Annotated in this window: 24 protein-coding genes and 4 pseudogenes; 15 read left to right on the top strand and 13 right to left on the bottom strand. The window is 56.8% G+C overall.

The window, feature by feature from the left end:
* Nucleotides 1-110: 110 nt before the first annotated feature.
* Nucleotides 111-317, bottom strand: coding sequence for a hypothetical protein (locus tag CSV86_RS29570; RefSeq protein WP_009402743.1), 207 nt, complete (start codon nucleotides 315-317; stop codon nucleotides 111-113).
* Between the two features lie 326 nt (nucleotides 318-643).
* On the opposite strand from CSV86_RS29570, the gene CSV86_RS29565 reads away from it, so the two are divergent.
* Together CSV86_RS29565 and CSV86_RS32560 are read left to right on the top strand one after the other, a co-directional pair.
* Nucleotides 644-1,345 carry a hypothetical protein gene (locus CSV86_RS29565; protein WP_158487730.1) on the top strand — a complete coding sequence of 234 codons (702 nt, stop codon included), beginning with the start codon at nucleotides 644-646 and terminating at the stop codon, nucleotides 1,343-1,345.
* Between the two features lie 705 nt (nucleotides 1,346-2,050).
* Complete coding sequence (locus CSV86_RS32560) at nucleotides 2,051-2,410, top strand: GNAT family N-acetyltransferase (protein ID WP_009402741.1); 360 nt, start codon at nucleotides 2,051-2,053, stop codon at nucleotides 2,408-2,410.
* A gap of 172 nt (nucleotides 2,411-2,582) precedes the next feature.
* Here CSV86_RS32560 and CSV86_RS29555 read toward each other — a convergent pair whose 3' ends face one another.
* The 8 genes and pseudogenes from CSV86_RS29555 to CSV86_RS29520 all read right to left on the bottom strand — a co-directional run bounded on the left by CSV86_RS29555 (nucleotide 2,583) and on the right by CSV86_RS29520 (nucleotide 8,499).
* Nucleotides 2,583-2,906, bottom strand: coding sequence for a hypothetical protein (locus CSV86_RS29555; protein WP_009402739.1), 324 nt, complete (start codon nucleotides 2,904-2,906; stop codon nucleotides 2,583-2,585).
* Nucleotides 2,907-3,101: 195 nt separating this feature from the next.
* Nucleotides 3,102-3,346 (bottom strand): annotated as a pseudogene (locus CSV86_RS29550) (helix-turn-helix domain-containing protein).
* Nucleotides 3,347-3,894: 548 nt separating this feature from the next.
* The gene (locus tag CSV86_RS29545; RefSeq protein WP_158487729.1) at nucleotides 3,895-4,710 is read right to left on the bottom strand and encodes a hypothetical protein; all 816 of its coding nucleotides are present in this window, start codon (nucleotides 4,708-4,710) and stop codon (nucleotides 3,895-3,897) included.
* A gap of 107 nt (nucleotides 4,711-4,817) precedes the next feature.
* On the bottom strand, nucleotides 4,818-5,090 hold the full coding sequence (locus CSV86_RS29540; protein WP_080604783.1) for a helix-turn-helix domain-containing protein: 273 nt from the start codon (nucleotides 5,088-5,090) through the stop codon (nucleotides 4,818-4,820).
* A 113-nt stretch (nucleotides 5,091-5,203) separates the two neighbouring features.
* Nucleotides 5,204-5,785, bottom strand: a complete 582-nt coding sequence (locus CSV86_RS29535) for a hypothetical protein (RefSeq protein WP_158487728.1) — start codon at nucleotides 5,783-5,785, stop codon at nucleotides 5,204-5,206.
* A gap of 15 nt (nucleotides 5,786-5,800) precedes the next feature.
* A complete protein-coding gene (locus CSV86_RS29530; protein WP_009402730.1) occupies nucleotides 5,801-7,156 on the bottom strand; it encodes a tyrosine-type recombinase/integrase in 1,356 nt (451 codons plus the stop codon).
* A gap of 285 nt (nucleotides 7,157-7,441) precedes the next feature.
* Complete coding sequence (locus tag CSV86_RS29525) at nucleotides 7,442-8,065, bottom strand: hypothetical protein (protein WP_158487727.1); 624 nt, start codon at nucleotides 8,063-8,065, stop codon at nucleotides 7,442-7,444.
* Between the two features lie 170 nt (nucleotides 8,066-8,235).
* Nucleotides 8,236-8,499 (bottom strand): hypothetical protein, encoded by a 264-nt coding sequence (locus CSV86_RS29520; RefSeq protein WP_009402727.1) that lies wholly within the window; start codon nucleotides 8,497-8,499, stop codon nucleotides 8,236-8,238.
* 365 nt (nucleotides 8,500-8,864) lie between these two features.
* Here CSV86_RS29520 and CSV86_RS29515 point away from each other — a divergent pair, with 365 nt between their 5' ends.
* Both CSV86_RS29515 and CSV86_RS29510 read left to right on the top strand, forming a co-directional pair.
* The gene (locus CSV86_RS29515) at nucleotides 8,865-10,943 is read left to right on the top strand and encodes an ATP-dependent nuclease (protein WP_037061228.1); all 2,079 of its coding nucleotides are present in this window, start codon (nucleotides 8,865-8,867) and stop codon (nucleotides 10,941-10,943) included.
* Nucleotides 10,936-12,690 carry a UvrD-helicase domain-containing protein gene (locus tag CSV86_RS29510; protein ID WP_009402725.1) on the top strand — a complete coding sequence of 585 codons (1,755 nt, stop codon included), beginning with the start codon at nucleotides 10,936-10,938 and terminating at the stop codon, nucleotides 12,688-12,690. Before CSV86_RS29515 ends, CSV86_RS29510 begins: the two co-directional genes overlap by 8 nt.
* A 423-nt stretch (nucleotides 12,691-13,113) precedes the next feature.
* Here the strand turns inward: CSV86_RS29510 and CSV86_RS29505 are convergent, their stop codons facing one another.
* Together CSV86_RS29505 and CSV86_RS29500 are read right to left on the bottom strand one after the other, a co-directional pair.
* A complete protein-coding gene (locus tag CSV86_RS29505; protein ID WP_170395314.1) occupies nucleotides 13,114-13,500 on the bottom strand; it encodes a hypothetical protein in 387 nt (128 codons plus the stop codon).
* Between the two features lie 245 nt (nucleotides 13,501-13,745).
* A complete protein-coding gene (locus CSV86_RS29500; RefSeq protein ID WP_009402723.1) occupies nucleotides 13,746-14,711 on the bottom strand; it encodes a GlxA family transcriptional regulator in 966 nt (321 codons plus the stop codon).
* Nucleotides 14,712-14,806: 95 nt separating this feature from the next.
* Here CSV86_RS29500 and CSV86_RS29495 point away from each other — a divergent pair.
* The 4 genes and pseudogenes from CSV86_RS29495 to CSV86_RS33720 form a co-directional block, all read left to right on the top strand.
* Nucleotides 14,807-15,255: pseudogene (locus CSV86_RS29495) on the top strand (tautomerase family protein).
* Between the two features lie 117 nt (nucleotides 15,256-15,372).
* Nucleotides 15,373-16,434, top strand: coding sequence for a type III secretion system effector protein (locus tag CSV86_RS29490; protein WP_009402721.1), 1,062 nt, complete (start codon nucleotides 15,373-15,375; stop codon nucleotides 16,432-16,434).
* A 386-nt stretch (nucleotides 16,435-16,820) separates the two neighbouring features.
* Nucleotides 16,821-17,282: an HNH endonuclease signature motif containing protein gene (locus CSV86_RS29485; RefSeq protein WP_240160672.1), complete on the top strand. Its 462-nt coding sequence runs from the start codon at nucleotides 16,821-16,823 to the stop codon at nucleotides 17,280-17,282.
* Between the two features lie 11 nt (nucleotides 17,283-17,293).
* Nucleotides 17,294-17,353: pseudogene (locus CSV86_RS33720) on the top strand (hypothetical protein); the annotation flags it as partial.
* Between the two features lie 206 nt (nucleotides 17,354-17,559).
* Here the strand turns inward: CSV86_RS33720 and CSV86_RS29480 are convergent.
* Nucleotides 17,560-17,826: a helix-turn-helix domain-containing protein gene (locus CSV86_RS29480; RefSeq protein ID WP_170395311.1), complete on the bottom strand. Its 267-nt coding sequence runs from the start codon at nucleotides 17,824-17,826 to the stop codon at nucleotides 17,560-17,562.
* A gap of 103 nt (nucleotides 17,827-17,929) precedes the next feature.
* Between CSV86_RS29480 and CSV86_RS29475 the strand changes: the two genes are divergently transcribed.
* Nucleotides 17,930-18,241, top strand: coding sequence for a DUF3077 domain-containing protein (locus CSV86_RS29475; RefSeq protein WP_009402714.1), 312 nt, complete (start codon nucleotides 17,930-17,932; stop codon nucleotides 18,239-18,241).
* Between the two features lie 108 nt (nucleotides 18,242-18,349).
* On the opposite strand, the gene CSV86_RS29470 is transcribed toward CSV86_RS29475, so the two are convergent.
* A complete protein-coding gene (locus CSV86_RS29470; protein WP_009402711.1) occupies nucleotides 18,350-18,787 on the bottom strand; it encodes an acetyltransferase in 438 nt (145 codons plus the stop codon).
* Nucleotides 18,788-20,575: 1,788 nt separating this feature from the next.
* Between CSV86_RS29470 and CSV86_RS32550 the strand changes: the two genes are divergently transcribed.
* The 6 genes and pseudogenes from CSV86_RS32550 (at nucleotide 20,576) to CSV86_RS29450 (ending at nucleotide 22,940) form a co-directional block, all read left to right on the top strand.
* Nucleotides 20,576-21,013, top strand: a complete 438-nt coding sequence (locus CSV86_RS32550) for an autotransporter-associated beta strand repeat-containing protein (RefSeq protein ID WP_311985912.1) — start codon at nucleotides 20,576-20,578, stop codon at nucleotides 21,011-21,013.
* Nucleotides 20,986-21,738, top strand: a complete 753-nt coding sequence (locus tag CSV86_RS32545; RefSeq protein WP_240160687.1) for an autotransporter-associated beta strand repeat-containing protein — start codon at nucleotides 20,986-20,988, stop codon at nucleotides 21,736-21,738. The genes CSV86_RS32550 and CSV86_RS32545 overlap by 28 nt, the downstream gene beginning before the upstream one ends.
* A gap of 64 nt (nucleotides 21,739-21,802) precedes the next feature.
* Nucleotides 21,803-22,111, top strand: coding sequence for an autotransporter-associated beta strand repeat-containing protein (locus CSV86_RS29460; RefSeq protein WP_170395305.1), 309 nt, complete (start codon nucleotides 21,803-21,805; stop codon nucleotides 22,109-22,111).
* A pseudogene (locus CSV86_RS33140) lies at nucleotides 22,009-22,218 on the top strand (hypothetical protein); the annotation flags it as partial. The gene CSV86_RS29460 and the pseudogene CSV86_RS33140, both read left to right, overlap by 103 nt.
* A gap of 57 nt (nucleotides 22,219-22,275) precedes the next feature.
* Nucleotides 22,276-22,524, top strand: a complete 249-nt coding sequence (locus CSV86_RS29455) for an autotransporter-associated beta strand repeat-containing protein (RefSeq protein ID WP_170395302.1) — start codon at nucleotides 22,276-22,278, stop codon at nucleotides 22,522-22,524.
* Between the two features lie 38 nt (nucleotides 22,525-22,562).
* Nucleotides 22,563-22,940: a hypothetical protein gene (locus tag CSV86_RS29450; protein ID WP_170395299.1), complete on the top strand. Its 378-nt coding sequence runs from the start codon at nucleotides 22,563-22,565 to the stop codon at nucleotides 22,938-22,940.
* The last annotated feature ends 261 nt before the right edge of the window (nucleotides 22,941-23,201 follow it).

Below are 23,201 nucleotides of genomic sequence, written 5' to 3'. Positions count from 1 at the left end.
CCTACCCCGTGCTCAGCAATTTGCTGAACGTGCATTCGTTAACACAGAGCGTTTCTGCATACTGAGAGTGCCAGACGACTGTAGGAGATTTCCGCCTGAGGAACATAAGCTTATTGAAGCGGCCTTAATGGCCCTGAAAGTGCGTTAAGCTGGTACTCCGAGGCGGCCTGGAACAGCGATTCCGCCAGCATTTTCAGGCGTTCAATCTCATCGGGCGGGCTCTCCGCAGCCTTGGCTACGTGGTACCGTCGCAACGCCTCAGCAGCCTGCTGCATAAGTGGCTCACCCGCCTCTATTTTCTGCCGCAAGTCGTCCATGCTGTCCTCCCGTTCTGACCCCGAGAGTATAAAGTACCTATCAGAATCAGGTCGTTTAGCTACCCTCCGTCGAGAGCAGCGGCTTGTGGCCGGTAGTTCTCCTCCGAGAAAAGCGGTTTGGGTCGGAAGCAGCCCTTCACGAAATTGGCCAGAAGCGGGCAACGCCAAGCGACCGCTAACGACCCAAAAGCAGCCACTCTATAAACCTTCGTTGACCGGCTTGCTGAGGATCTGAGCGAAGGCAGTCGCATAACTAGGGTGCGCCTGCCGATATCGCACCAGAGCCCTATATGGCATAGTGCCTCCTCTATTTCGAGGGGGCTCTGATGAAGTTCAAAGAACACCGTGAAGCATATTCCTACCCTTTTGTTGCGCTAACCGGTACCCTCGGCCAGCACAACCATATAGAGTTCGATACCTCGTCAGAGCTGGACGCATATCATCACCAATTGTTGCGTTCCACGCGGGACGAGCAATCCGTGCTCGGCTATCTCAGCGTGCTGTACTGGGGGCATTACTCAACCTCCAAGGGTACAACGAACCGTAATCGTGCTTTATCCAAAGTCCAGGCAGCAATCTACGGTTCGAACATCATCCGCAAGGGCGTGAAGAGCAGACGACGCGGCCTTGTTGACCTACCACCCGGTCAAGCCGCTCGATTGATACGCGAAGCAATCACACTCGTTGATTCCGCTCGATATGGAGAGGCGATACGTGTGTTATGCGCCTTACCACAGCTGAAATTCGCGTTCGCATCCAAAATCCTGGCATTCGTATCTCCCAGCACATGCGGAGTTATTGACTCCGTGATCGCTGAGAAAAATCCAGAATTTGGTTTTAAATTGAGCGGAAAATATGTAAGCACTGTGTTGCAAAACTTTCAGCATTACGAAAAATATTGCGCCTTACTGCTAGCAAAAGCTAAAGCTCTGAACGAGCTGGGAACAGCGGCGCACTGGGTTGACCGCGATGGGCAGAGCCATTCTTGGCGAGCCTTGGACGTTGAGCGCGCGTTTTATGGTGGGTGAGACACTTACCATTTAATCACGTTTACTGATCCGACCGGCAGCTTTGGGTCGGCAGCGGTCATGTTCGACTATGCGTTCCGTGGGGAGCTGCTCATTGCACACCACGACCGCGCTCCCTTCGCAAAAGCAGAACGCTGGTCGCCAATTCGCGTCCCGTTCGACTCTTGACGGTGCCCGAACTGTCCCGCCTAGCTGGGGGCAAGACGCTCCAAGGCGCGGTGCCGCGCGACATCGATAGCGACCTCGCCCTGGAGGAAAGCTGCACTTCGGGATTGAGCGTTCTCCTGTCGTCGCGACAGGATGGGCCAGCCGGATCTTCATTGACTTCACCGTGAACCGGCTCAGCGCCGAAGCCGAACAGCAACTGCTAGCCGAGATGTTCCGAGCACTCAGCCTGACCGGCTGCTCTATCTGCGGTGTAATAGTGAGTGACGAATATTGGAATTCCTGCACCACGTCGGCTCCGCGACGGCCGGCTTAGATCACTTGTGGGCGTTGGGTGTGCTGGATGAGAACCGCAGGGTTGAGGTTGACGGGACGCGCTCTATGCGCGAACTGCGCCTCTGGTAGGTCAGCAAGGCGACGGGACCGGCCAGGCTTTGGCGACGCTGATCGGCGTCACCCGTACCGCGCGCAAAAGTTTAAATGAGGCAATGGAATATCTGAGCAGGGTGGTGCCGCCCATGTCTAGCGGAATGGAGATTCGTGTCGCTAGAGCAGAATACAGAAGCGATCCAGGTCATCCAACTGCTCATCGCGCTCCATCCGGCCAATCGAAGTGTGGAGCAAATGCGTGAGCGGGTCGCCACGACGCTGCAAGCCTTCCCCTATCTGGTAGCCGTACGGGAAGGGTGGGTAGTCGGTATATGCCTATGCCAGTCAGCACCGGCACATGCGGCGTACCGCAGGGCGGTGGGTATGACGGTCTATGTCGCCGAGTGCCAACGCCGCAGTAGGGTTGGTCAGCAGCTCTATGACGTGCTGCTGACGGTTCTGAAGCGTCCGGGGTATCACTCGGCGTATGCCGACATTGCTTTGCCGAATGAAGGCAGTGTCGGGCTATGAGGGCGACTGGGTTTCCAGCACATCGGGACGTTTCCCTAGGTCGGGTTCAAGCCCGATGCCTGTCATGACGTAGGGTACTAGATTTGATCTGGGGCGACGGCCTTTGTCCCGATGATCTCGCGCGTTTTCTAGCAATCTCTGAAGCGCGGGTTCATGCTTGCGGCGGGCGAATTTAGAGCGCTTCAAATTTCGCTTTCTGTTGGGCCATTTCCGCAATGGCTTGATGGACACGGTTCTCGATGATCTCTATCAGTTCGAGGTGCTTGGGAAATTCCTGCTTGAGCCAGGTGCTGCAGACGAAGTAATGATCAAGGTGTATCGCAAGAGGTTGCCGGCCACCCTGAGCGCATAGCATCACATTGAATTCTGTCTCGTCTCCAGCCATGGCGGCGGGCACGAAAATCGTCCCCTTGTAGCTGAAACCGCACGAGCGGCGCCATTCAGGGACGCGTTTCTTCTCGGGATTATCTGCTGCAAACCAGGTGATTCTTTCCATTTAATCGACCTCATAGATGAGCAATGCGCGATGTGCGTCGTGTCTGATGCGGGTGTTTGGTTCAGCCCGAATGGAAGCCGCTAGAAGTGTTGGATCGTTACCTGGCTCGGGCGTTGGTAGGGCAGGCAACTGGTTTGTTATCAGCCGCAGGATGATTCACCGGCCACCGGTGAACTTGGCAGCTACCAGGTGACGCTAGAGGCTTGCATCGACCAACAGCTCGGACGGTTTGCATTCGACTGCAACGGCGATGCGCAAGATATTCAGGAAGGTGACATTCCTTTCCCCCTCTCGATCTTCCCCATATGGGAACGGTCCACGCCTGCCGCATCGGCTAGTGCTTCCTGAGATAGCGCGAGCGCCAGGCGACGGGCCCGAATTGCTGCACCGAGCTTTTTCAGACTGCCGTCGTTGTCGAGGGTTGCGGAGATTCTTGCCATGGAAAGAATCGTCCCGTTATGATGCCTATATGACCACGGTATTTACGACCCATTTGTGATGTGTCGTGGCTACATCTGGGCTCGCCTAGGCGGCTGATAAACGATCAGAGAGAGCATCCATGGAAGGAGCGCAGAGAGCGTCCTGCTTGATCGCGGTGGCGGGGTGACTGTCATGAATACCCGTGCATACAGCGAACTTGGGATTAAGCGCTCATGGCTTGGGTGGCTGAGTGTGAGATTTGATGGAGGCCCGTACTATCCCGAGATGCTGGATTCACTCCAGCAGGCCGTAATTCAATTTGGGGGGCTCGTCAGGCGCGGCGAGAACTTGACTGGTACCGAATGGCTTCAGCGCATCCATGACGCTGGTGGCTGCATCACTTCAACTCAGTTGCTGGCTATAGAAACGCTCATGTGGGACTGCAATTAAATTGCATCGAGTCCGTAGGTCGGATCCAAGTTGGTTGAGGGAAGCATAAGGTTGCTGCAATAGGTTTGGAGCGCCAGCCAGCCTTGGCGCTCTTGAGAATCTTCGCAGCTATGTCTTATCAGCTAACCATGCCCTGATGATGGTCCGCAGGGCTGCAAAAGCGTGCTGTCCATTCATCGTTGCTCTGGTCTTTTATGCGCTGGATCGAGGGACTCAGTGGAGTGCCTATACCGGCCTCCCTGTTTACTGCTTTACCGTATTTCGACGTACCCGTAGTTGATTTCGGCTGGAGGCCACGGTTTACGTGGCTCTGAGTAGAGACCTTGTCCGGCAAAATTGTCCGGCGTTTGTCTGGAGTTTGTCCGGCGTTTGTCTGAACCATGTCCGGCAAAAATGCTTCTCGTACAGTCTCCGCCGAAATGGACAAGGGGCGTATGGTTTTCGCATCCAGGCGCTTCGGCTCTTTGCGTGAGCATTCGGCAGTGAATAGGATTCCTTTGAGTCGCCCCATATAGTCGTGAAACGCGGATAGGCGTCGCGGAAACACTGCTCCCGAGTGCAGCCAGAATTGATAGAAGCCACAGCGCTCACTTTTTATTCGAAATTGGCCTGGCGGTAGTTTCCCGCCTCGGCGGCCAGCCTTCGTGTCTCGTTCGCGAGTTAGTTCCACATTGAAAATTGCGAAGCTGTATTCTCCTTCAAAAATGGGGCGAAATTGGAGTGTGATGCCTGGGTAGCGCCCATCGTAGGCAGCGACTGAGTATTCATAATACTCATATACTTTGGGTTTTATACGGTCGAGAATTTCCTGGAACATCCCTGAGTGCTTTTCTAAAAATGACTCGGGTACTGGCTGATTATTTGCTGATCGGATGATTAGCCGGCTTGATTCGATGCAGACCTCGTGTCCGCGTTCGAGCAGGCGAATAAGCATTGTTCCCATATCGTTACTATATGCACCGGATTTAGCGCTGTGATCAGCGCACCTTTGGATAGGTGCGCATCCATACGAGATAGTCAGGTCGGTTGTGCAAGGACTAGCTAGAGCGGTTGTCCCGTATGGTCAGCAGTGCGGCGAGCCAGGAAGATGGCCAGATCGCTCACCCGATAGCGCACCAAACGGCCAACTTTGAGGAAGGGAAGGTTGTAACGCCCGGTTGAACGCCAGACAGAGAGGGTGCTTGTCTTAGCCCCCAAGACTTGGGCTGCTTGCTTGTCGTCTACATGAACAGGCGGATTTTTGGGGTCATGACCAAGCTGCGCCGCAATCTCGGCCTTGATCGTCTCGATCTGATCAGTGTTTGGGTGTTTCATGATGGAGCCCTGTACGAAATTAAGCTAGGCAGGGCTACGTGAAGCCCTGCGTGTCATGACCGGTCAGGGCTATAGTCGGGAAAATGAAGCTGTATTTCCTCACGGGCAGGGCGTTAGGTGTGTGTTTTCAAATGATTCTTTACCCAGTTTCTGATCGTCTCGTGGCGGCCTAGGCGAGGGTAGCTGTCGTAGATTTCTCTCACGAATTTGGCGATCTCCAGTTTTCGACCTGGCACAAATTGCCCGTTTGCGAGCCTCTCTCGCAATAGGTTGATCACCCTGTCTCGATCAGGATGTTTTCCTGCGGGCCGAGGTCTTCTGCTTGCGCTCTTCGCTTGGTTGGATTGCATTTCTTTGTAAGCGTGTTTTCGAACAGCCTTGGCGACTTTTATATAACGCTTGGGAAGTTTTGCAGCGAGGTCGTCGGGACGTGTTGTCTCGGCCAGAGCCGTTGGTTTACGTATTTCAGCGAATGCCTTTTGCTCAAGAGCGTCGAAAAGCTGCATGACGAGAATTGGGGGCAGCCCACCGGCGCTGTCCAGTTCAGAAAGCAGCCGTACAAATCGCGCGTTGAGTTCATCATATGTCGCGGGAGCTTCCGCCCATACGAAGTTTAGGAACTCACCCTGCAAGAGTCCCACGCAAGCTACTTGACGCTTGAGTCTGTGTTGAGGCTCAACAATATCTTGGTTCACAGAATGCTTGCCTTGTCAGATTGTGCTGGTTTTTCGAGGAAGGCTCACCACATCGGCGGGTCTTTTCCTGCCTGCCGCTTCAAGCATCGCCTGCGTTGCTGTATTGACCGACTGACGTACAGGGTCTAAATCTAGCCGTGCATAAATCTGTGTTGCCTGGTGCGTCTTGTGGTTAAGGCTCTTGCCGATGATCGCGAGTGATGCCCCCGTTTTGGCTTGCCAGCTCCCGAGGGTGCGACGCAGATCGTGAATGCGTAGATCTGCCATGTCGTAAAGAGCAGGATCAATACCCAGTTCATTCGCCAGAGCCCGATATTGCTTATCTGCTTTTGCGGATGCGCTCAGAAGCAGCGCATCGGCGAATTGGCGTTCATCGGAGCTCAGTTTCTCATTCTGCTCCAGGAGGTCCAGTAGACGGCGCATGCTGGCGCGTCGCAGTACCGTCGCCCATGCCTTCTTGGGCTCTACCAGGTGACCCGTCTTACCGGAGCCTGGGAACACAAAGCTGGATCCTTTCGTTTGGCGCTGCCGGTTTCTGAGTGTGGTTACGGCTTCTGGTGAAAGGGTGACATTCTGGGGAGTACCGTTTTTCGTCATGCCAAGGCGCCAGACGGCCGCATCCATATCGAGGTCGCGCCATGCCATTTCTTGCACGTTCGAGCGGCGCGCCCCAGTCAGCAATGACAATAAGAAGAAGTCACAGAGATCCGATTCCGCGATGGCTTCCATCAGATAGGGGAGTTCGGGTGCCAGAGCGAACCGGTCCCGAGAGGGTGCAGGGTTTTTCTGGATGCGGCTTGCAGGATTGCTGCCGGTGAACATTTCGAGGTCAGCAGCAAAGTTGTAGACCGACGAGACGACGATGATCGCGCGATCAGCTTGAGCGGGGCTTTTCTTCGTCGTCCTAGAGTGAATCGTCTTTATTTCGGACCGTGTTATCTGCGACAGCTTGCTGCTATGGATTGGCGCCAGATACATGTTCACCACATCCGTATAGTCGCGTTTGGTGCGTTCACTAAGCGGGGAGCCGTCGCGCTTTTTCTTTTCAGACAGGTACTGCTGGAACACGTCGAGGAAAGTGGGCTCCTCTCGGATCGCTCGACGGACGGCTGCTGGATTGGCCCCGGTGGCGAATTCGCTGAGCACCTTCTGTGCATTGGTGCGGGCCTGCTCGACCGTCATCTCGGGGAAGGATCCGAGTTTGACCCACTCCATGGCGCCAGCAACCCGCTTGATCACATAAAAGGTACGGCTGCCTGCTGCGGTAATGCGAAGTACCAGCTTGGGGATCTCGGTATCGTAGACATTCAAGCGGTTAATAGCCGGCGGCTCGATGGCCATCAGTGCGGTCTTGGTGAACTTCAGCTTCATCGTGGCTTCAACCTGAATCGCTTGGCTAGCGCTGGGCTAGCACGGGCTATCAAAAATGGTCCATCTGGGTGATGGTTCGTTAAGCCAAGACTAAGCTGAAAGGCCCATTCTGCATAGGTCTGTAGGGGTGATGAAGATTGGTAAAACATAAGAGCATCTAACTCGTAACGCGAAGGTCGCAGGTTCGATTCCTGTCTCCGGCACCAGAAAAATCAGGGCTTGCAGTGAATGCAGGCCTTTTTTGTTTTAGGGGATGGCAAAAAATCTGTCCCCTTTTTTCGTCCGCTATTTTTGATCCTTGCCATTTTCAAGGAAGTGACGGGCGCCAAAGTATCGCTCACTGATATTTTTGAAATCTACCTTCTCCACAGAGTCAAGCTCATCAACTGTATCGCTTTGCCAGCTAGCAAATTTATAGATTACATAGGCTGAAGTTTCGTGTATTGGTTCTTGTCGTTGCCCTGTGATCCAGCGATCCCAATCCATGTGGTAGAAGTAACTGGGCTGCATTGTCTCAGGGCTGTTGTCAGGGTTGAGCATAGTGCTAAATTTAGAGCGAATCACCTTCTCTGCTGCCTTATAGGTATGCTGCATGCTATCGCTTTTGATGCGGCCAGCAAGATCCTGTGCAGTGACTATTAGGCGGGCAGATTCCAGCCATGCAAGACGGCTTCTATAGAGTTTGCCATCTAAGGGGCTCTTAAGCTTATCCAAGGCTTCGTTAAGGCATTCAAGCGATTGTTTGCTATAAACCTCATCGTCTCGAATTTCCTTTTCCTGAGCGATTCCAGAAAGCTGAGTAGAAATGGTATCTGATTGAGTTTTTATAGTGGCTATGATGCCGATGAATCCAAGAACGGATATTAAAGTTGACAGTACCCCCCGAAGTAGTCGCCAAACACGCCCCAATCAGCAGGGCTTGTGCTTAACCCGGATGCAGAGAATTGCCAGAGCCAAGGTGCTGCTACTGCCGTTGTGCAAATCATTAATGCAATGGCAGCGATAGGTGCCCAATTCTTGGTTTTATGGTGCTTTTTGGTGGTAGCCTCCACTGCCACACGAGTCATCTATTGGGTTCCTTAAAGTTTATCAGCACGCAGGTCTAGGCTAATTAGTAGCCCTTTAACAATATCATGGCAGTCCTTCTCAGGCATATCTGTTGTAATGCTAATCAAGCCAACGCTGTTCCTTTTAACTGTGCAGCCTATATCCTCAAAGTGAGTTGCTATGTCTGCGTAGAATGCCTCAAGCTTCTGCTCTTGCTCATCGGTGGAGAGTTCGTCTCGCATTGGATTAGTCGGGGTTGGCCCTTGGTAGTAGGGTATGTAGCTGTAGGTTTTCATGTGACACCATTGGTAGTTAGATTGAGGTCGAGTCTATCTAAGCGATTTAGTTGCTGCAATTACATTCATGTGTTCGGAGCATTTTCTGCTCGAACGCGAGCTTTCGTGAAATCTGTCAAAGCTTAGCTATTCAGGCTACCCACAATTCGCGTAGAAGCGCGAAATTCGGGTTGTTTTCTAACCAGCCTGATCGCGACGAAGATTTTCACACCGCCTGGGCCGGAAGCGGTCATTCGTGAATGGCTGCTTCCCATCCAAACCTATTGGTCGCGGACAGCGAGTGCGTTGAGGAGAATTGTCCTGACATTGACTGCTCCAATTCAGCATCTACAGTGATGGCCATACGATTTCACGGTAGGGACATCATGCGGATCGAGCGCGTTGAGATTCAAAATTTCAGACTGCTTCAGAATGTCAGCCTTGGCCTAGAAGACGGCACGACGCTGATTGTCGGACGCAACAACTGTGGCAAAACCTCCATCGCTGAGGTGTTTCGTCGGCTCCTTTCAGACAGGGCTCCCTCTTTCAGGCTTGAGGATTTCTCCCTGGGAAGTCACGAAGAGTTTTGGACGGCCTTCAATGCATTTCACGGCGAGATAGCCCGCTCCGATGTTGCCGCCATGCTTCCCGTTGTTAGGGTCACACTGGACATTTCCTATGACATTGATGCCCCAGATCTGGGGCCGCTCAGCGAATGTATCGTAGACCTAGATCCAGATTGTTCTTGTGCGCGCATCGTCTTGACCTATGGACCACGGGCGACAGCCCTTGAGTCGCTTTTCGCGGAAATCATTGCTCCCAACGCGGAGCAGGGGGATCAACGTCCTGGCTTTTTCAGCCTGATAAAGAAACGCCTGGCCGCGGCCTACGAGCCTCGCCTGGAAGCGGTCGACCCCAACGATCCTACGAACCGCAAGGACCTCGACCTTAAAGCACTCACTACGTTGATCCGTGGCGGATTCATCAATGCGCAACGGGGCCTAGATGACGATACACACCGAGAGCGCGATGTTCTTGGGAAGGTGGTGGAGGTACTGTTCCAATCGGCATTGACCGACCCCACAGATCCCGAGAAGCGAACCACAGCCGAACAGCTCCATGGCGCAGTGGAGAAGATTCAAAAGGAGCTGCATGACGGTTTCAACGCCGGATTGACCTCGCTGCTCCCTACGTTCGAGCTTTTCGGCTATCCAGGCTTAGATGACCCAGGCCTCACCACCGTGACCACTTTCGATGTCGAGCGCCTGCTTAAAGACCACACGCAGGTCAGATACAGGGGGGTAAACGGCCTGACCCTCCCGGAAAGCTACAACGGACTCGGCGTCCGTAACCTGGTGTACATACTTCTGCAATTACTGAAATTCTTCAGGGAGTTCCAAGCTACGCCCGCAGCAGCAAGCGTACACCTAATCTTCATTGAGGAGCCTGAGGCCCATTTGCATCCGCAAATGCAGGAGGTCTTCATCCGACAATTGCACCTGATCAAGGGCGCGTTCGAGCAGCAACTGAATGACAGCCGTCCTTGGCCAGTGCAGTTTGTAATTTCTACCCACTCTCCGCACATGGCCAACGAAGCGCGCTTCGAAACCATGCGTTACTTTCTCTCTATGACCGATGAACACGGAATTCGGCAGTCCAAGGTCAAGGACTTGAGGTGGGGTATGGGCGGGGCTCCAGCACCGGACAGAGATTTTCTGTATCAGTACCTGACGCTCACTCGCTGCGACCTTTTCTTTGCGGACAAAGCCATCTTGATCGAGGGAACATCAGAACGATTGCTGCTGCCAACCATGATCGCCAAAACTGATGCAGCTGCGGTCGGTGAGCCTCAGCTGGCAAGTCAGTATTTGACGGTTATGGAGGTTGGCGGCGCATACGCACATCGGTTCCATGACCTTCTTAATTTCCTGGAACTGCGTACGCTGATCGTGACTGACATTGACTCCGTTAAGCCGAACGCAGAGAGAAAACGAAACGCCTGTCCTGTTGCGGAGGGGCTGTACACGAGCAATGCCTGCCTCAAAGACTGGTTTGAGGCCGAAGTCACTCCTGCCCAACTGCTGGCGAAAACGTCAGCAGAGAAGACCAGAGGATTGAGGCGCATCGCCTACCAAATTCCGGAGGGGAACGAACCCGGGCCTTCAGGCAGAAGCTTTGAGGACGCGTTCATCCTGGCGAACCTTGATCGATTTCAGCTGGGGCAGGGCGATGTGGCATCCCTAGCTTACGAGCATGCGGCGGACCAGAAAAAGTCAGCTTTTGCGTTGAAATACGCGATCGATGATACGAACTGGAACGTGCCTAGATACATCGCTGAAGGATTGCGTTGGCTCGCAGTCGGGGCGCCGGTCGTTGATACCCAAATGGCTGCTCGGACCATGGCCGCAGTGGTTGAGGTTGTTGGCGAAGCAGTGGCCGCTGAAGGAGGGCAAGGCGATGCCTGACATTCAGGAAAGCCCCGCGGACAGAGCAGGGCGAGAAGCTCTGGAGCGCATGTTCGCTTGTTTGGACGAAGGTCAAAGCTTTCGCCTGGAAGCAGGTGCTGGAGCTGGTAAGACCTATTCGCTGGAGAAGGCACTGAGTCGATTGATTGAGCACCGAGGTCCAGCTTTGATCCGGGAGCGTCAGCAAGTCGCGTGTATCACTTACACCAATGTGGCAAAAGACGAGATCATCTCTCGCTTCCAGGCGCACCCTGCAATTCAAGCCGAGACTGTGCATGGTTTCTGCTGGTCATTGCTCAGAGACTTTCAATCATCACTGAGAGCATTCCTTGGCGCAGAAGCTTTTTGGCAAGATCGCTTTGAAACGGTGGGAGGCGTAGGCAACAGGCGCATCCATTACGAAATGGGTATTCCACGCGTATCGGAGGACGAAGTCTCGATTCGGCACGAAGATGTTCTGACCTTGATGGTTCAGGCGCTTCCGTCTCCGAAGTTTAGGGCCGTATTGACGTCCCGATATCCGATCCTGTTTGTCGACGAGTATCAGGACACGGATGAGCATTTTGTCGGTGCACTGAAATCGTGGTTTCTAGATCGCGGTGAGGGGCCGATGATTGGCCTGTTTGGTGACCATTGGCAAAAAATTTACGATGAGGGCTGCGGCCTGGTAGAGCATGAGGCACTCCAGCCGATCGAAAAAAATGCGAATTTTCGCTCGGCATCGCGGATTGTCGATGTGTTGAATCAGATGCGACCAGGCTTGCAACAAGAGGTAAGAGATCCGGACTTGATCGGTGAAGCCCGGGTGTTCCATACCAATCGCTGGCCTGGAGCACGGCGCACGGGAGCCGGGGGTGGACACTGGACTGGCGACACCAGCCCTGAAGCGGCTCGTGCTTACTTCGAATGCTTGAAAGTTCAGCTAAACGTCGAAGGATGGGACCTCTCTCCCCAGAAGACCAAGATTCTGATTTTGAACCACAGAGGCATTGCTCGTGAGCAGGGGTACTCCTCGATCCCTCCGATTTTTGGACAGTTCAACGATCCCTGGCTGAAGAAGGAAGATCCCCATATCAAGTATCTGGCAGATCAGCTTGAGCCAGCATGTGTCGCATATCAACAGCGTAGATACGGCGCCATGTTTGGGCACCTGGCAAGCGATCGGCCAACGATTCAAAGGCACAGCGACAAAGTCGCTTGGACTGAGGCAATGGAGGCGCTTCTCGAACTGAGGTTGACCGGTACCATCGGCGAGGTGATTGACCACATCATGGCCGTACCGCAGATGCAACTCCCCAATGCGGTGCTACGAAATGAGCAAGGGTTACAGGACGCCGGTGTAGAACCAGGTGAGGACGAGCCGCGCAGGATTACTCAGCTTCGAAAGCTAAGGGAAGTTCCTTACTCGGAGCTGATAGCGCTGGACCAATTCATCGATGGGCATACGCCGTTCGCGACAAAACACGGGGTAAAGGGAGCTGAGTTCGAAAACGTGATCGTTGTGCTGGGCCGAGGCTGGAACCAATATAATTTCGCTGAAATGCTTGAGTGGTTTCAGCCGGGGCCACCGGCGAACAGGCGTGAGAAATTCGAAAGCAATCGTAACCTCTTCTACGTCGCGTGTTCTCGTCCCAAAGTCCGTTTAGCTTTGCTTTTTACTCAACTGCTAAGCCCGGCAGCGCTAGCTCAGATCACAGCCTGGTTCGGCGCTGAGCATGTATTCGAGTTGCCTGCGAACCCTGGTTGAGAACTCTCGTGCAGCTCTCATGGTGTAGGTTAGTCGGCGCATGTCATTCCGACTAACCGCCATCCCGTCCTCGTAATCCTTCAGAGCCCTGCTCAAGGATTGGTCCAAGGTACAACAGTTAAGCGAAATTTCGCAGTGCTGCGCGTCTTGATGGCCGCTCATGCCCGATTGCTCCCTTTTGGTAAAGGCAGCTTAATGTCGATAACTGCAATCCTCTAGAAGAGCCTGAAGCTGACCTTAGCGAATGGATGGCAGAATGCCTCAGCGCATTTCATCATCCTGTCAGGTTTTTTCACGGCGGCCGGGAGCCTAGAAACAGGCTGAGGATAATTTTAGAGATAATGAGTCATAGCCTGAAGAACGATACCCATTGAATTCAGCCTCTTTCGTGTTGATACGATTCCTGTCTCCGCACCAGAAAAATCAAGGCTTGCAGTGAATGCAGGCCTTTTTTGGTTTTAGGGGCTGGAGGGGCTTAGGCAAAAATAGATCTGTCCCCTTTCTGCGCCCTTTCTGGCCGTCCCCTTTCTGGCCAAATGCCTGCCTAGTTCTTCCTTTCTTCCTTTGCCTTGTTATCAATCGCGTCTCCATAGACGTCCCTTGAATTCGGCTTTTGGCATCAATCAGCTTTACTTCCAGGTTGTTCATATGCCACCAGAGCTCATATTGACTTACGTCGATTGGCACATCTTCACACAGAGCTAGCAGGGTTTCGACCTCTTGGAGTGTCAACCGAACATTGGTTTCTCGCTTTCCCAGAGGTTTCTTGTCTAGCTCGTCCTGGACTCTCTGCTCGAATGACTTCGTCATGTTTAAGCTCCTTTGAAGTGGCCCCATTTAGATACAGCGCTTCTGCGGCTTCTAGCAAGGCCAGCTCGGTGGCGCGAACGCCAGTGGCAGGGAAAAGGGGGCAGATTTATTCTCTCCTCCGTCAGGAGGGGGCAAAGTTAAAACTAGTGGTTGGATGGAGCAAAGAGAAATAAATCCGTCCCTATTCCGAGTCCCTTTTCCACCGACCAACATCAGTCGGAAAAACCAGCTCCCCTGCAAGCCAATCAACCAAGACGCAATTGCCGCGGAGTCACATCCAACAGACGACGCATCAAACGCCTAAGCGCCGTTGGGTCCCTATATCCCACCCGTGTCGCAATTTCCTCGACAGAATATTGGCCGGATTCCAGTAGCGCTCTTGCCTTGTTGAGCTGCACCCGCTGGATGAGCTGTCGGGTCGAGTGCCCCGTCGCTTTGTGCACGTGGCGCGACAAGGTTCGTTCCGACATGCCGACGCTCTCGGCCAGCGCCCTCACGCCGGTAAGCTCCGGCAGCGAGTCTTCGATCTGGGCGGTCAGGCGCGATACCAGGGCATTACCTTGCACCAGCACGGCGGGGATGATGAAAGGCGACTGCAGTTGCCGGCGGTCCAGCAGGAGTGCCTTGCCTACCCTGTCAGCGATGTCAGGTGTGAGGCGCCGGCGCAGCAGGTGCAGTATCAGGTCGGTTTGCGCGAAGGCGGCGCCCGCTGTGGTTAGCGGGGGATCGGCCAGCACCATGAAGTCCGGGTCTACGCGGCAGCCTGGAGCAAGGGCCTGCAGGTGCGGAGCCAGCCACCAGGAAGTTGTAACCCGCCTCCCGTCAAGTAGCCCTGCTGCGTGGAGTAGAAAGACGGCCGAGCAGGATGCGGCAACTTCCTTGCCGTTCCGGACGTGATTGGCCAACGCAGTCAGGAAGGGCGCTGACCAGGGTTCCGCGAGGCGCTCTTCAAGGTGCTCGACATTACTGATGCCTATGCCCGGTATGACCCAGCAGGAGTTGTCTTCGGCACTCTGCTCTATCGGTTCCACCTGCAGCGCCAGGCCATGGCCCAGTGTCACGTGCCCAGGCTGAGGGCCGCAGATCCGCCAGCGCGGTGTGGCGAGGCCGCGTTGTTCAGCGATGGTTGCTGCGGTGGCGAGGATGTCCAGCGTGGAGGTCACGCTAGAGGCGAATGCGCCGGGTACGACCACAATCGTGAAATCATGCATTGTCGGATTATGCTCGAAAAAGGACGGATCGGACACTTTTGCCAGACGCGAATGACGGGCCAAATAAAGTCCAATTCATCGCCAAGGTTTCAGCCATGCCCAATATCCTTATCAAGGTGCCTACCGGTGCTTTCAGCGCGCCGCAACGTGAAAACCTGTTGAAGCGTGTCAGCGAGGCGGCCATTGCGCACGAGCGTATAGGCAACGATCCACGGCAGCGTAGCCTGTGTTGGGTGCTTATCGAGGAGGTGCAGGCGGCCAGCTGGTTATGTGGTGGCCTGAACGTGCACGCTCAGGCCATTCCTTGCATCGTCCTGGTCAAGGTGCCAGCCGGAGTTCTGGACGAGCAGATGCGCGCGGATTACGTATCGGGCCTGCACCAGGCTATTGAGCGATGCAGAGGAGAGGATGATCAGCGGATGCTGATGACGTCGATTCAATTGGTGGACATCGTCGATGGCACATGGGGGCGAACGGGAGTCTTTGGCGCCTGAGCGACTTCACTCGCGCTGCCGGTTACGGACATCTTCTTCCTCGGCTCTAGAAGGTGTGCCGGCCCTTTCCCTGATTGACTGCCGGGCCCGCGCCGTCTACAACCATCGGTGGTCCGGATGCGATGTTATTTCGCCATCCCCATGCCCCCACCAGCAAGGATGCAACCATGGTGCAGACAGTCGAATACTGGCGTGAAACCGATCAGTCCTGGCATCAGGGGCCGCCGGGGATTGCGGTGGTGACGGGGGATGACAACTACATCGGCAACCATCCGGTGACTGGCGTGGCACAGTTCATGACCTTTCCCGCGACGTTCCGCGGCCTGGTCGGTGATGCGCTGCGCTACATCCATGCGACCCCGGCCGGTCGGCAGATCCTGCTGCCGTTGTCGGCAGCCAGCGTGGTGTCGATCCTGCCGTCGCAGGGAGGGAACACGGTGGCGACGCGAGGCGGTGGGGCGATGAACCTGGTGGCCGAGGAGCTGACCCCGGCGAGCATGATCGGCGGCGTCACCCAGGCGGCGCTCAATCGCATCAATGTGCCGCACTATGCCCAGGCGAGCTGGCTGACCCATATGATCAACAGCTCTCCCGAGCTTCTGCTGGATGCGGTGCCGGGCGCCGGCACGGGGTTCTTCGCCCGGCTTGAAAAGGCCCGCCAGTACGCCAACCAATGGGGGCTGCTGGCCGACCGTCGTTACCTGCGCTGGACCAGTTCCAACGAGGGCTACTTCAATGACCAGACCCTGGGCCGCTCGCTTGACGCCGGGGGCTACAACATCGGCATCACGCTCCATGAAGTGGCCGGCTGGATCGCTGGCAATCCACTGCCGGCACGCCTGTCGCCACGGGCGCAGAACCATGCGCTGGTCGCGACCCTCGCAGCGCTGCGCGATGTTTCACCGTCCGCCAATGGTGCCGAATCCGTGATCGGCTGGAATCCCTATGCCAGCAATCCGCTCAATCTCAGCCGTCCGCCTGCCATTGGCCTGGCCCATGAGCTGATTCACGCCTATTACAGCGGCCTGGGCCAGCAGCTCGGGCGTGATTTCGGGCACCCCAGCACGGTGTTGTTCGAGTTTCTCTGCGTCGGGCTCGGGCCGTGGGACGAAGCGCCTATTTCGGAAAACGGCATTCGCCGGCACTGGTATTCCCATGCGGTGCCGTTGATGGGGCCGGGGGAGAAGCAGAGTCGCAAGGCAATGCCGAAAAGGATCAAGTATCTGTAAGCGGTGAAAAATAAATCTGTCCCGAATGGCAGTCCCGAACGGCACTGTGATTACTATTTCGCCGCGAATGAGCGTGAAAACCAAGCACCTCACCGGCTAGCCCCAGCCCGGTGTCTGCATGACCGCCTGCGAATAAGATCTGACCCCTTTTCTCAAGGAGAGCCGATATGGTGAGGATGGTTGTAACTGAACAAATGTACCAGGCGGCTTACCGCCTAGGTGCTGATGTCTGGGACCGTAGGATCACATACACTGAGGCGCAAAGAACGTTAGAGAACGAGTACGGTTTAAAAACAAAGACCGTTAATGCCTACCTTCGGGCATATGATGGGCTGCGGAGGGGGAGAACCCTAAAGTTGACGCCTCAGGTGGAAGCGCTGAGGTACATGGTGACTCGACTGACAGATGATGTCGGTCCCGCAGCTCTACTTCCCGCCCTGCAGTCGTTGGGTGGCCATATTGAGTACCTTGATTCTGTTTCCTCCAATACGCAAGCCAAGCAATCATCACTTCGCAGCCTCTATGACGAGTTGCTTCTGAGGCTATCGCCAGTGGTGAAAACTACGGATGAAGACGAGATTTTTGCCCAACAGGTGGCCGATGCAATTGCTGATTCTGCTTCTGACCGAGCCAAACGCCTTGACCACGCCAATCCTGTGCCTCAGGTAAGGCACCAGATTGTAAAAACGTTTCGCCGCAATCCCGATGTCGTTGCTGAGGTACTGCTTCGTGCCAAGGGTGTTTGTGAAAGGTGTCGTTTGCCCGCTCCATTTCAGCGTCCGAATGGCAGTCTCTACCTGGAGGTTCATCACATCAGGCGCTTAGCTGATGGGGGCACGATACTGTAGAGAACGCCCTTGCTTTGTGCCCAAATTGTCACCGAGAAAAGCACTTCGGACGGCAGCCAAACCCAATCTGATAATTCCAAGTACTTGGGCATGACTTTACGAAATGTCAGACAGGTATGAGACAGAACCAGTATCGTCTGGGTGCTTAAGTTCATGCGCCAAGTCGTGTCGGTAAAGCTGGGCCAGGCGCCGTCTCACATTGCCGGTGGTGCCGGAAATGTTTGACCTGTACTAGACAGAGCTAGACGGATTGCCACGGGGTGGGCTGCACTCAAGCCTATGAAAGATCATTTTTACCGACCGCCTCAATCCAGCACCGAGCCAATCTCTTCAAGCATCTTGTGTGGATCACCCCCAGGCTCCTCGCGATCTCCAGAAACTCGATCACATCCAGTCTCCGTTCTCCCCGCTCGAACTTGGAAACGTACGATTGAGGCCTTCCCAGCCGCTCCGACAGCTCCTGTTGTGTGAGTCCGGCCTCCTTCCGTGCCTTGACCAGCAGGAGAAGGAAGCGTTGATAAGCAGCGGTGTGAATCGTCTTCATCGTGGTGTGCCGGTTGATAAGCCGACCTACCTAATAAACCTGAAACAGGTTTATCCCAAAACGGGTTTTTGGTAGGCTCGGGCATTCACCATGGAAGAGGTCGATGCTCGTCATGAATTCCCGAATGAATTTCAGCCCGGTAAACACCACCGCTGGCATCGCTACGTTCAGTAACTGCACTGCCGTCAGTGAGCCCTTGTTCCGTGTGAATCCTGGAGTACCGAGCACTGAGGCGCTGGCTCAGGCGTCCGTGCTGATGGACTGCATCAACCGCTTGACCCTAATCGGTGGCGTGGATGACGAAGGCGGCGCTCCGGTCTGGGCAGCCCATTATCTGGGCGAGCAGGTGAAGGCACTTATCGATGATGTGGGCATGGGGCTTCGCGACGGGCGAGGGGCAAACGAGACAGATTAATTTTCTGCTCGGGCAGGATGAAACAGGTACCAAACGCTAAAAAGGCCCGCATCCAAGCGGGCCTTCCTGATCTACAAGGGCATAACAACCCGGGAGCAACCCCCGGCCTCAGCCCTCCAACCTCATATGCAACAACGGAAACGGCCGCCCCTCGCCATCCAGCGGCGAGCGGCCGGTCTGCACGAATCCGTAGTGCAGATAAAAGCCCGCCGCCTCGGGGTTCTGTTCGTTGACATCGACACTCAGCCCGCTGCGCGAATGGCGGGCGTGGTCCAGCAGCGCGCGGCCAATCCCCTGGCCGCGCAGGTCCGGTTCGATGAAGAGCATTTCCACATGGCTTTCATTCAGGCCGATAAAGCCTGTTGGTAGGTCCAGGTCATCCACCGCTACCCATAACTCGACAGCAGGCAGGTAGGTGTCACGCAGCTGCGGTAGCAGCGCTTCTATGTCGGACGGTTGCAGGAAGTGGTGGGTGGCGCGAACGGAGCGCAGCCAGAGGTCGAGCAGCAGTGGGTGGTCGGCGTTGGTGGCCTGACGAATGAGCATGAAAGCATCCTCGTGCACTTGATGTGAAAAACCAGGCTCGCCATTAAGCGGCGGCCATTAAGTGCCGGCGAGATGGATGACCGCTTCGCGAATCAACGCCTGGGCGGTGCACAACAGTGGTGCCGGGAAGGAGGGAGGCGGGACGATACTCAGAAGGGTAGCGGGTCGTCAATCAGCCTGGATCGATCGCCGAGGCGGAAGCTATCGGATCATCCGTTCGAATGTTTTGCCATTCGAAAGCTTATCAAAAGCAAGTTTTGAAACATTTAGAAATAATTTCATAAGTCGACAAGCCTGAAGGAAATTTCATTCACCCTTGACCGTTCGTCGGCTCAAACCCGCATGACACCTCGGTTTCACCCATGTTCATAGGGGTTATCACTAAAGAATTAATACTAAGCGCGTGTACGAATTGTCCGGCGTGGATCCAATTTTTTGGCTACAAATCTCTCCCCATATGGAACCTGTATTCGCCAAGGTCAGGCTTTTCGACATGCAGTGTGTGTAGTTCCTCAAAGCTCTAGCACGCATTCAGAGACGGATTTGCCTGATCCACGAAGGAGTCGCACGTGGACAGAAGATTCGCCAAGAAAACCTTTACCGCTCGTTTTGCACCCTTGCCGCTGGCCGTCAGCATGGCGGCAGCCGGGATGGTTTCCGGATTCTTCAGTCCACAGGCACAGGCCCTGTGTACGACAGTCGGTTCCACGATTTCCTGTACTGGCATCACCGTGGGCCTGGTCACTTCGACCAGCGGCCTGACGGTCAACGTGCAGAACGGCGCGCAGATCTATCCTGGCGTTATCGACGCAGTCAACGCGGTGTCGCTCACTGGTACCGGCACCACCGTGAACAACGCCGGGCGTATCGACCCTTCGCTGCTGCCGGGCCTGGTTTCCCTGGCTTCCGGTCTTAACCTCAGCAATGCCGCTGGCAGCACGGTGCTGGTAAACAACCTCTCCACCGGCCAGATCATGGGCACGTCCAGCCTGCTCGGGGCGAACCTGCTGGGCCTCGGCGGGATCGGCCTGGTGGTGCAGAACGGCGCGGGTGGCACCACCACGGTGAATAACACCGGCCTGATCAGCGGCACTGCGCTGCTCAGCGCCGCTGTACTGCCGGAAGACATGGCCGTGATCGCGCTGCGCGGCGGGGCCAGGAACGTGCTGACCAACAATGCGTCCGGCCTTATCACCGGCCGCGTGGCGATGCAGGCTTCGGCCGCAGGCAACACCTTCACCAACGCCGGTACGGTCACCGGCAGTATCAACCTGGGTGCCGGCGCCGGCGCCAACACCTTCAACGCCATCACCGGTTCCGTGATGAGCGGCGGGGCGGGCGTCGGTGTCAATCTGGGCGTGCTCGGTGGACTTGGCCTCGCCTACGTGGCGGCGGGTATCGTCGACGGCGGTACCGCCAACAACGGCAACACGCTCAATCTGCATAACACCATCGGTGGCGGCGTCGGGCTGACGGGCTCTGGCACCATCGACGGCAGCAAGTTCGTCAATTTCAGCAACCTGAATATCACCAGCGGTACTTGGTCCCTGACCAACCAGCTGTTCGCGGGCGGCACCGTCAACCCGGCGGTCACGCTCAACGGCGGCCTGCTCAATGTGGACAGCGCGGCCCTTACCGGCGCAACCATTACCGCCAACGGCGGCGGTCTCGGTGCTGCGGTAGCGGGTGCGACGGTGAGCAACGGCATCACCCTCGTACCAATGGCCTGCTGGTCAGCAACAGCGCCAATGGCCTGGTCCTGTCCGGCGTGCTCACCGGTGCTGGCGCCTGACCAAGACCGGCACCGGCAACCTGACCCTCAGCGGCGCCAACGACTTCAGCGGCGGCACCACCCTGGCCGCCGGCACCCTGACCCTCGGCAATGCCGCGGCGCTTGGAACCCAGGGCCTGAACGTGACCGGCGCCAGCACCCTGGCGAACTCGAGCGCGTTGTCCGTGAACAATGCCATCTTGCTCAACGGCGCCAACCTGACGGTGAACAGTGGCGCTGCCCTGACCCTGGGCGGGGCGATCAACGGCACCGGTTCGCTGACCAAGACCGGCACCGCCGACCTGACCCTGAGCGGCGCCAACAACTTCGGTGGCGGCCTCAACATCAATGCCGGCAAGCTGATCCTCGGCACCGCCGGGGCCACCGGCGGCGGTACCATCACTGCCGGCGTCGGCGGTACGGGGCGCTGGACACCAGTACCGCCCAGACCCTGACCAACCTGATCCAGCTCAACGGCAACCTGACCCTGACCGGCAGCAACGACCTGACCCTGGCGGGCAAGATTTCCGGTACCGGCGGGCTGAACAAGGCCGGGACCAATACCCTGACCCTGAGCGGTGCCAACGATTTCACCGGCAACTCGACGCTGGGTGGCGGCACTCTCATCCTGCAGAACGCCACTGGCCTGGGCACCGGCCAACTGACCCTGAGCGCCAACTCCAGCCTGGATGCCAGCGGGCTCTCGCTCGCCAATAACATCAACCTGGCGACCCGCAACCTGACCCTGACCAACAGCACCGCCACCACCCTTGGCGGCGTGCTCAGCGGCACCGGTTCGCTGATCAAGAGCGGCGCTGGCGACCTCACGCTGGCAGGTGCCAACGCCAGCTACAACGGTGTCGTGCAACTGACCAACGGCAGGCTGGTGATCGCCAACGACGCCGCCATCGGTATCGGCAGCCTGCGGACTTCGGCCAACACCACGCTGGACAGCGATGCCTCGCGCATCATCAACAACGCCGTGCAGTTGCTGGGCAACCTGAACCTCGCCGGCAGCAACGACCTGGCCATCAACGGCAGCATCTCCGGTAATGGCGGGCTGACCAAGAACGGCTCGGCGGCCCTGACCCTCGGCGGCGCCAGCACCTACGTCGGCGGTACCCGGCTCAACGCCGGTACCCTGATCTCGGCTCCAGTACTGCGCTGGGCAACCCAATAGCCGGCTGACCGCCGCGGCCAACACCACCCTGGATGCCAGCACGGCCGTTTCCATCCTCAACCGCGTGGATCTCGCCGGCAACCTGACCATCGGCGGTACCTCGGCCCTGGGCCTGAATGGTGTGATCGACGGTGTCGCTGGCGCCGGCCTGATCAAGAACGGCACGGCCGACCTGATCCTCAACGCAGTCAACACCTACAGCGGCGATACCCAGCTCAACGCGGGCGCCTGGTCGTCGGTAATGCCGGCGCGCTGGGATCGGGCAGGCTGCTGGCCAATGCCGGCAGTACCCTGGACGCCAACACCGCGCTCAACCTCGGTACGGCCATCACCCTCAACGGCGCAGTCAACGTCGGTGGGACTGCCGACCTGACCCTAAGCGGGCTGATCGATGGCACCGGCAGCCTGGTCAAGGTCGGCCCGACCAACCTGACCCTCACCGGCACCAACACCTACAACGGCACCACGCTGCTCGGCGGTACCCTGGCCCTGAGCAACGCCGGCGCCATCGGCAGTGGCGATATCACCGTCGGCGGCGTGTCCACCCTGGTGGGCACCACTGCGCTGGCGCTGGCCAACAATGTCCACCTGAACTCCGTCCTGAACCTGCCGGTCGGCAGCAACGCGCTGACCCTCGATGGTGTCATCGACGGCACCGGCAGCCTGAACAAGACCGGCAGCGGCACCCTGACCCTGAATGGCGTCAATACCTACGGCGGCGGCACAGTGCTGGCCGCCGGTACCTTGGCGGTGGGCAACGGCAGCGCCCTGGCAGCGGCACCCTGAGCACCGCCGCCGGTACCACCCTGGATACCGCCGGCCCGATGACGCTCGGCAACGCCCTGAGCGTCAATGGCCAGTTGAACCTGAGTGGCAGCAACCCGCTGACCCTGACCGGCAACATCAGCGGCACCGGCGGCTTGAACAAGAACGGCGCCAGCACCCTGACCCTCAGCGCAGCAACAACTACGCCGGCTGACCAACCTCAACAGCGGCACGCTGGTGGTGGGCAGCAACACTGCACTCGGCGCCAGCCTGCTCAACGCCGCGGCCAATACCGTGCTGGATTCCAGCACGGCCGTGGCCCTGACAACCAGGTCAACCTGGCCGGCAACCTTGGCATCGGCGGCAGCGCCGACTCGCGCTCAACGGCCTGGTCACCGGCAGCGGCGGCCTCACCAAGAATGGCGCCGGCGTGCTGACCCTGGCGGCGCCAATGCCTTCCAGGGTGGCACCCAGCTCAATGCCGGCACCCTGGTGGTCGGCAACAATACCTCGCTGGGCCTCGGCGCCCTGACCGTCGCCGACCGGCAACGCTGGACAGCAGCGCCTCGGTCATTCTCACACACCAGGTCACGCTCAATGGCGACCTCACCCTCGCCGGCAGCAACACCTGGGCTGAACGGAAGCCTCGGCGGCAGCGGCAACCTGATCAAGAACGGCGCAGGCAACCTGCTGCTCGG

The organism is Pseudomonas bharatica CSV86, assembly GCF_000319305.2.
GTDB classification, from domain to species: domain Bacteria; phylum Pseudomonadota; class Gammaproteobacteria; order Pseudomonadales; family Pseudomonadaceae; genus Aquipseudomonas; species Aquipseudomonas bharatica.
The sequence above is the reverse complement of the archived record's forward strand: the minus strand, read 5'-3'. Positions and strand labels throughout refer to the sequence as shown.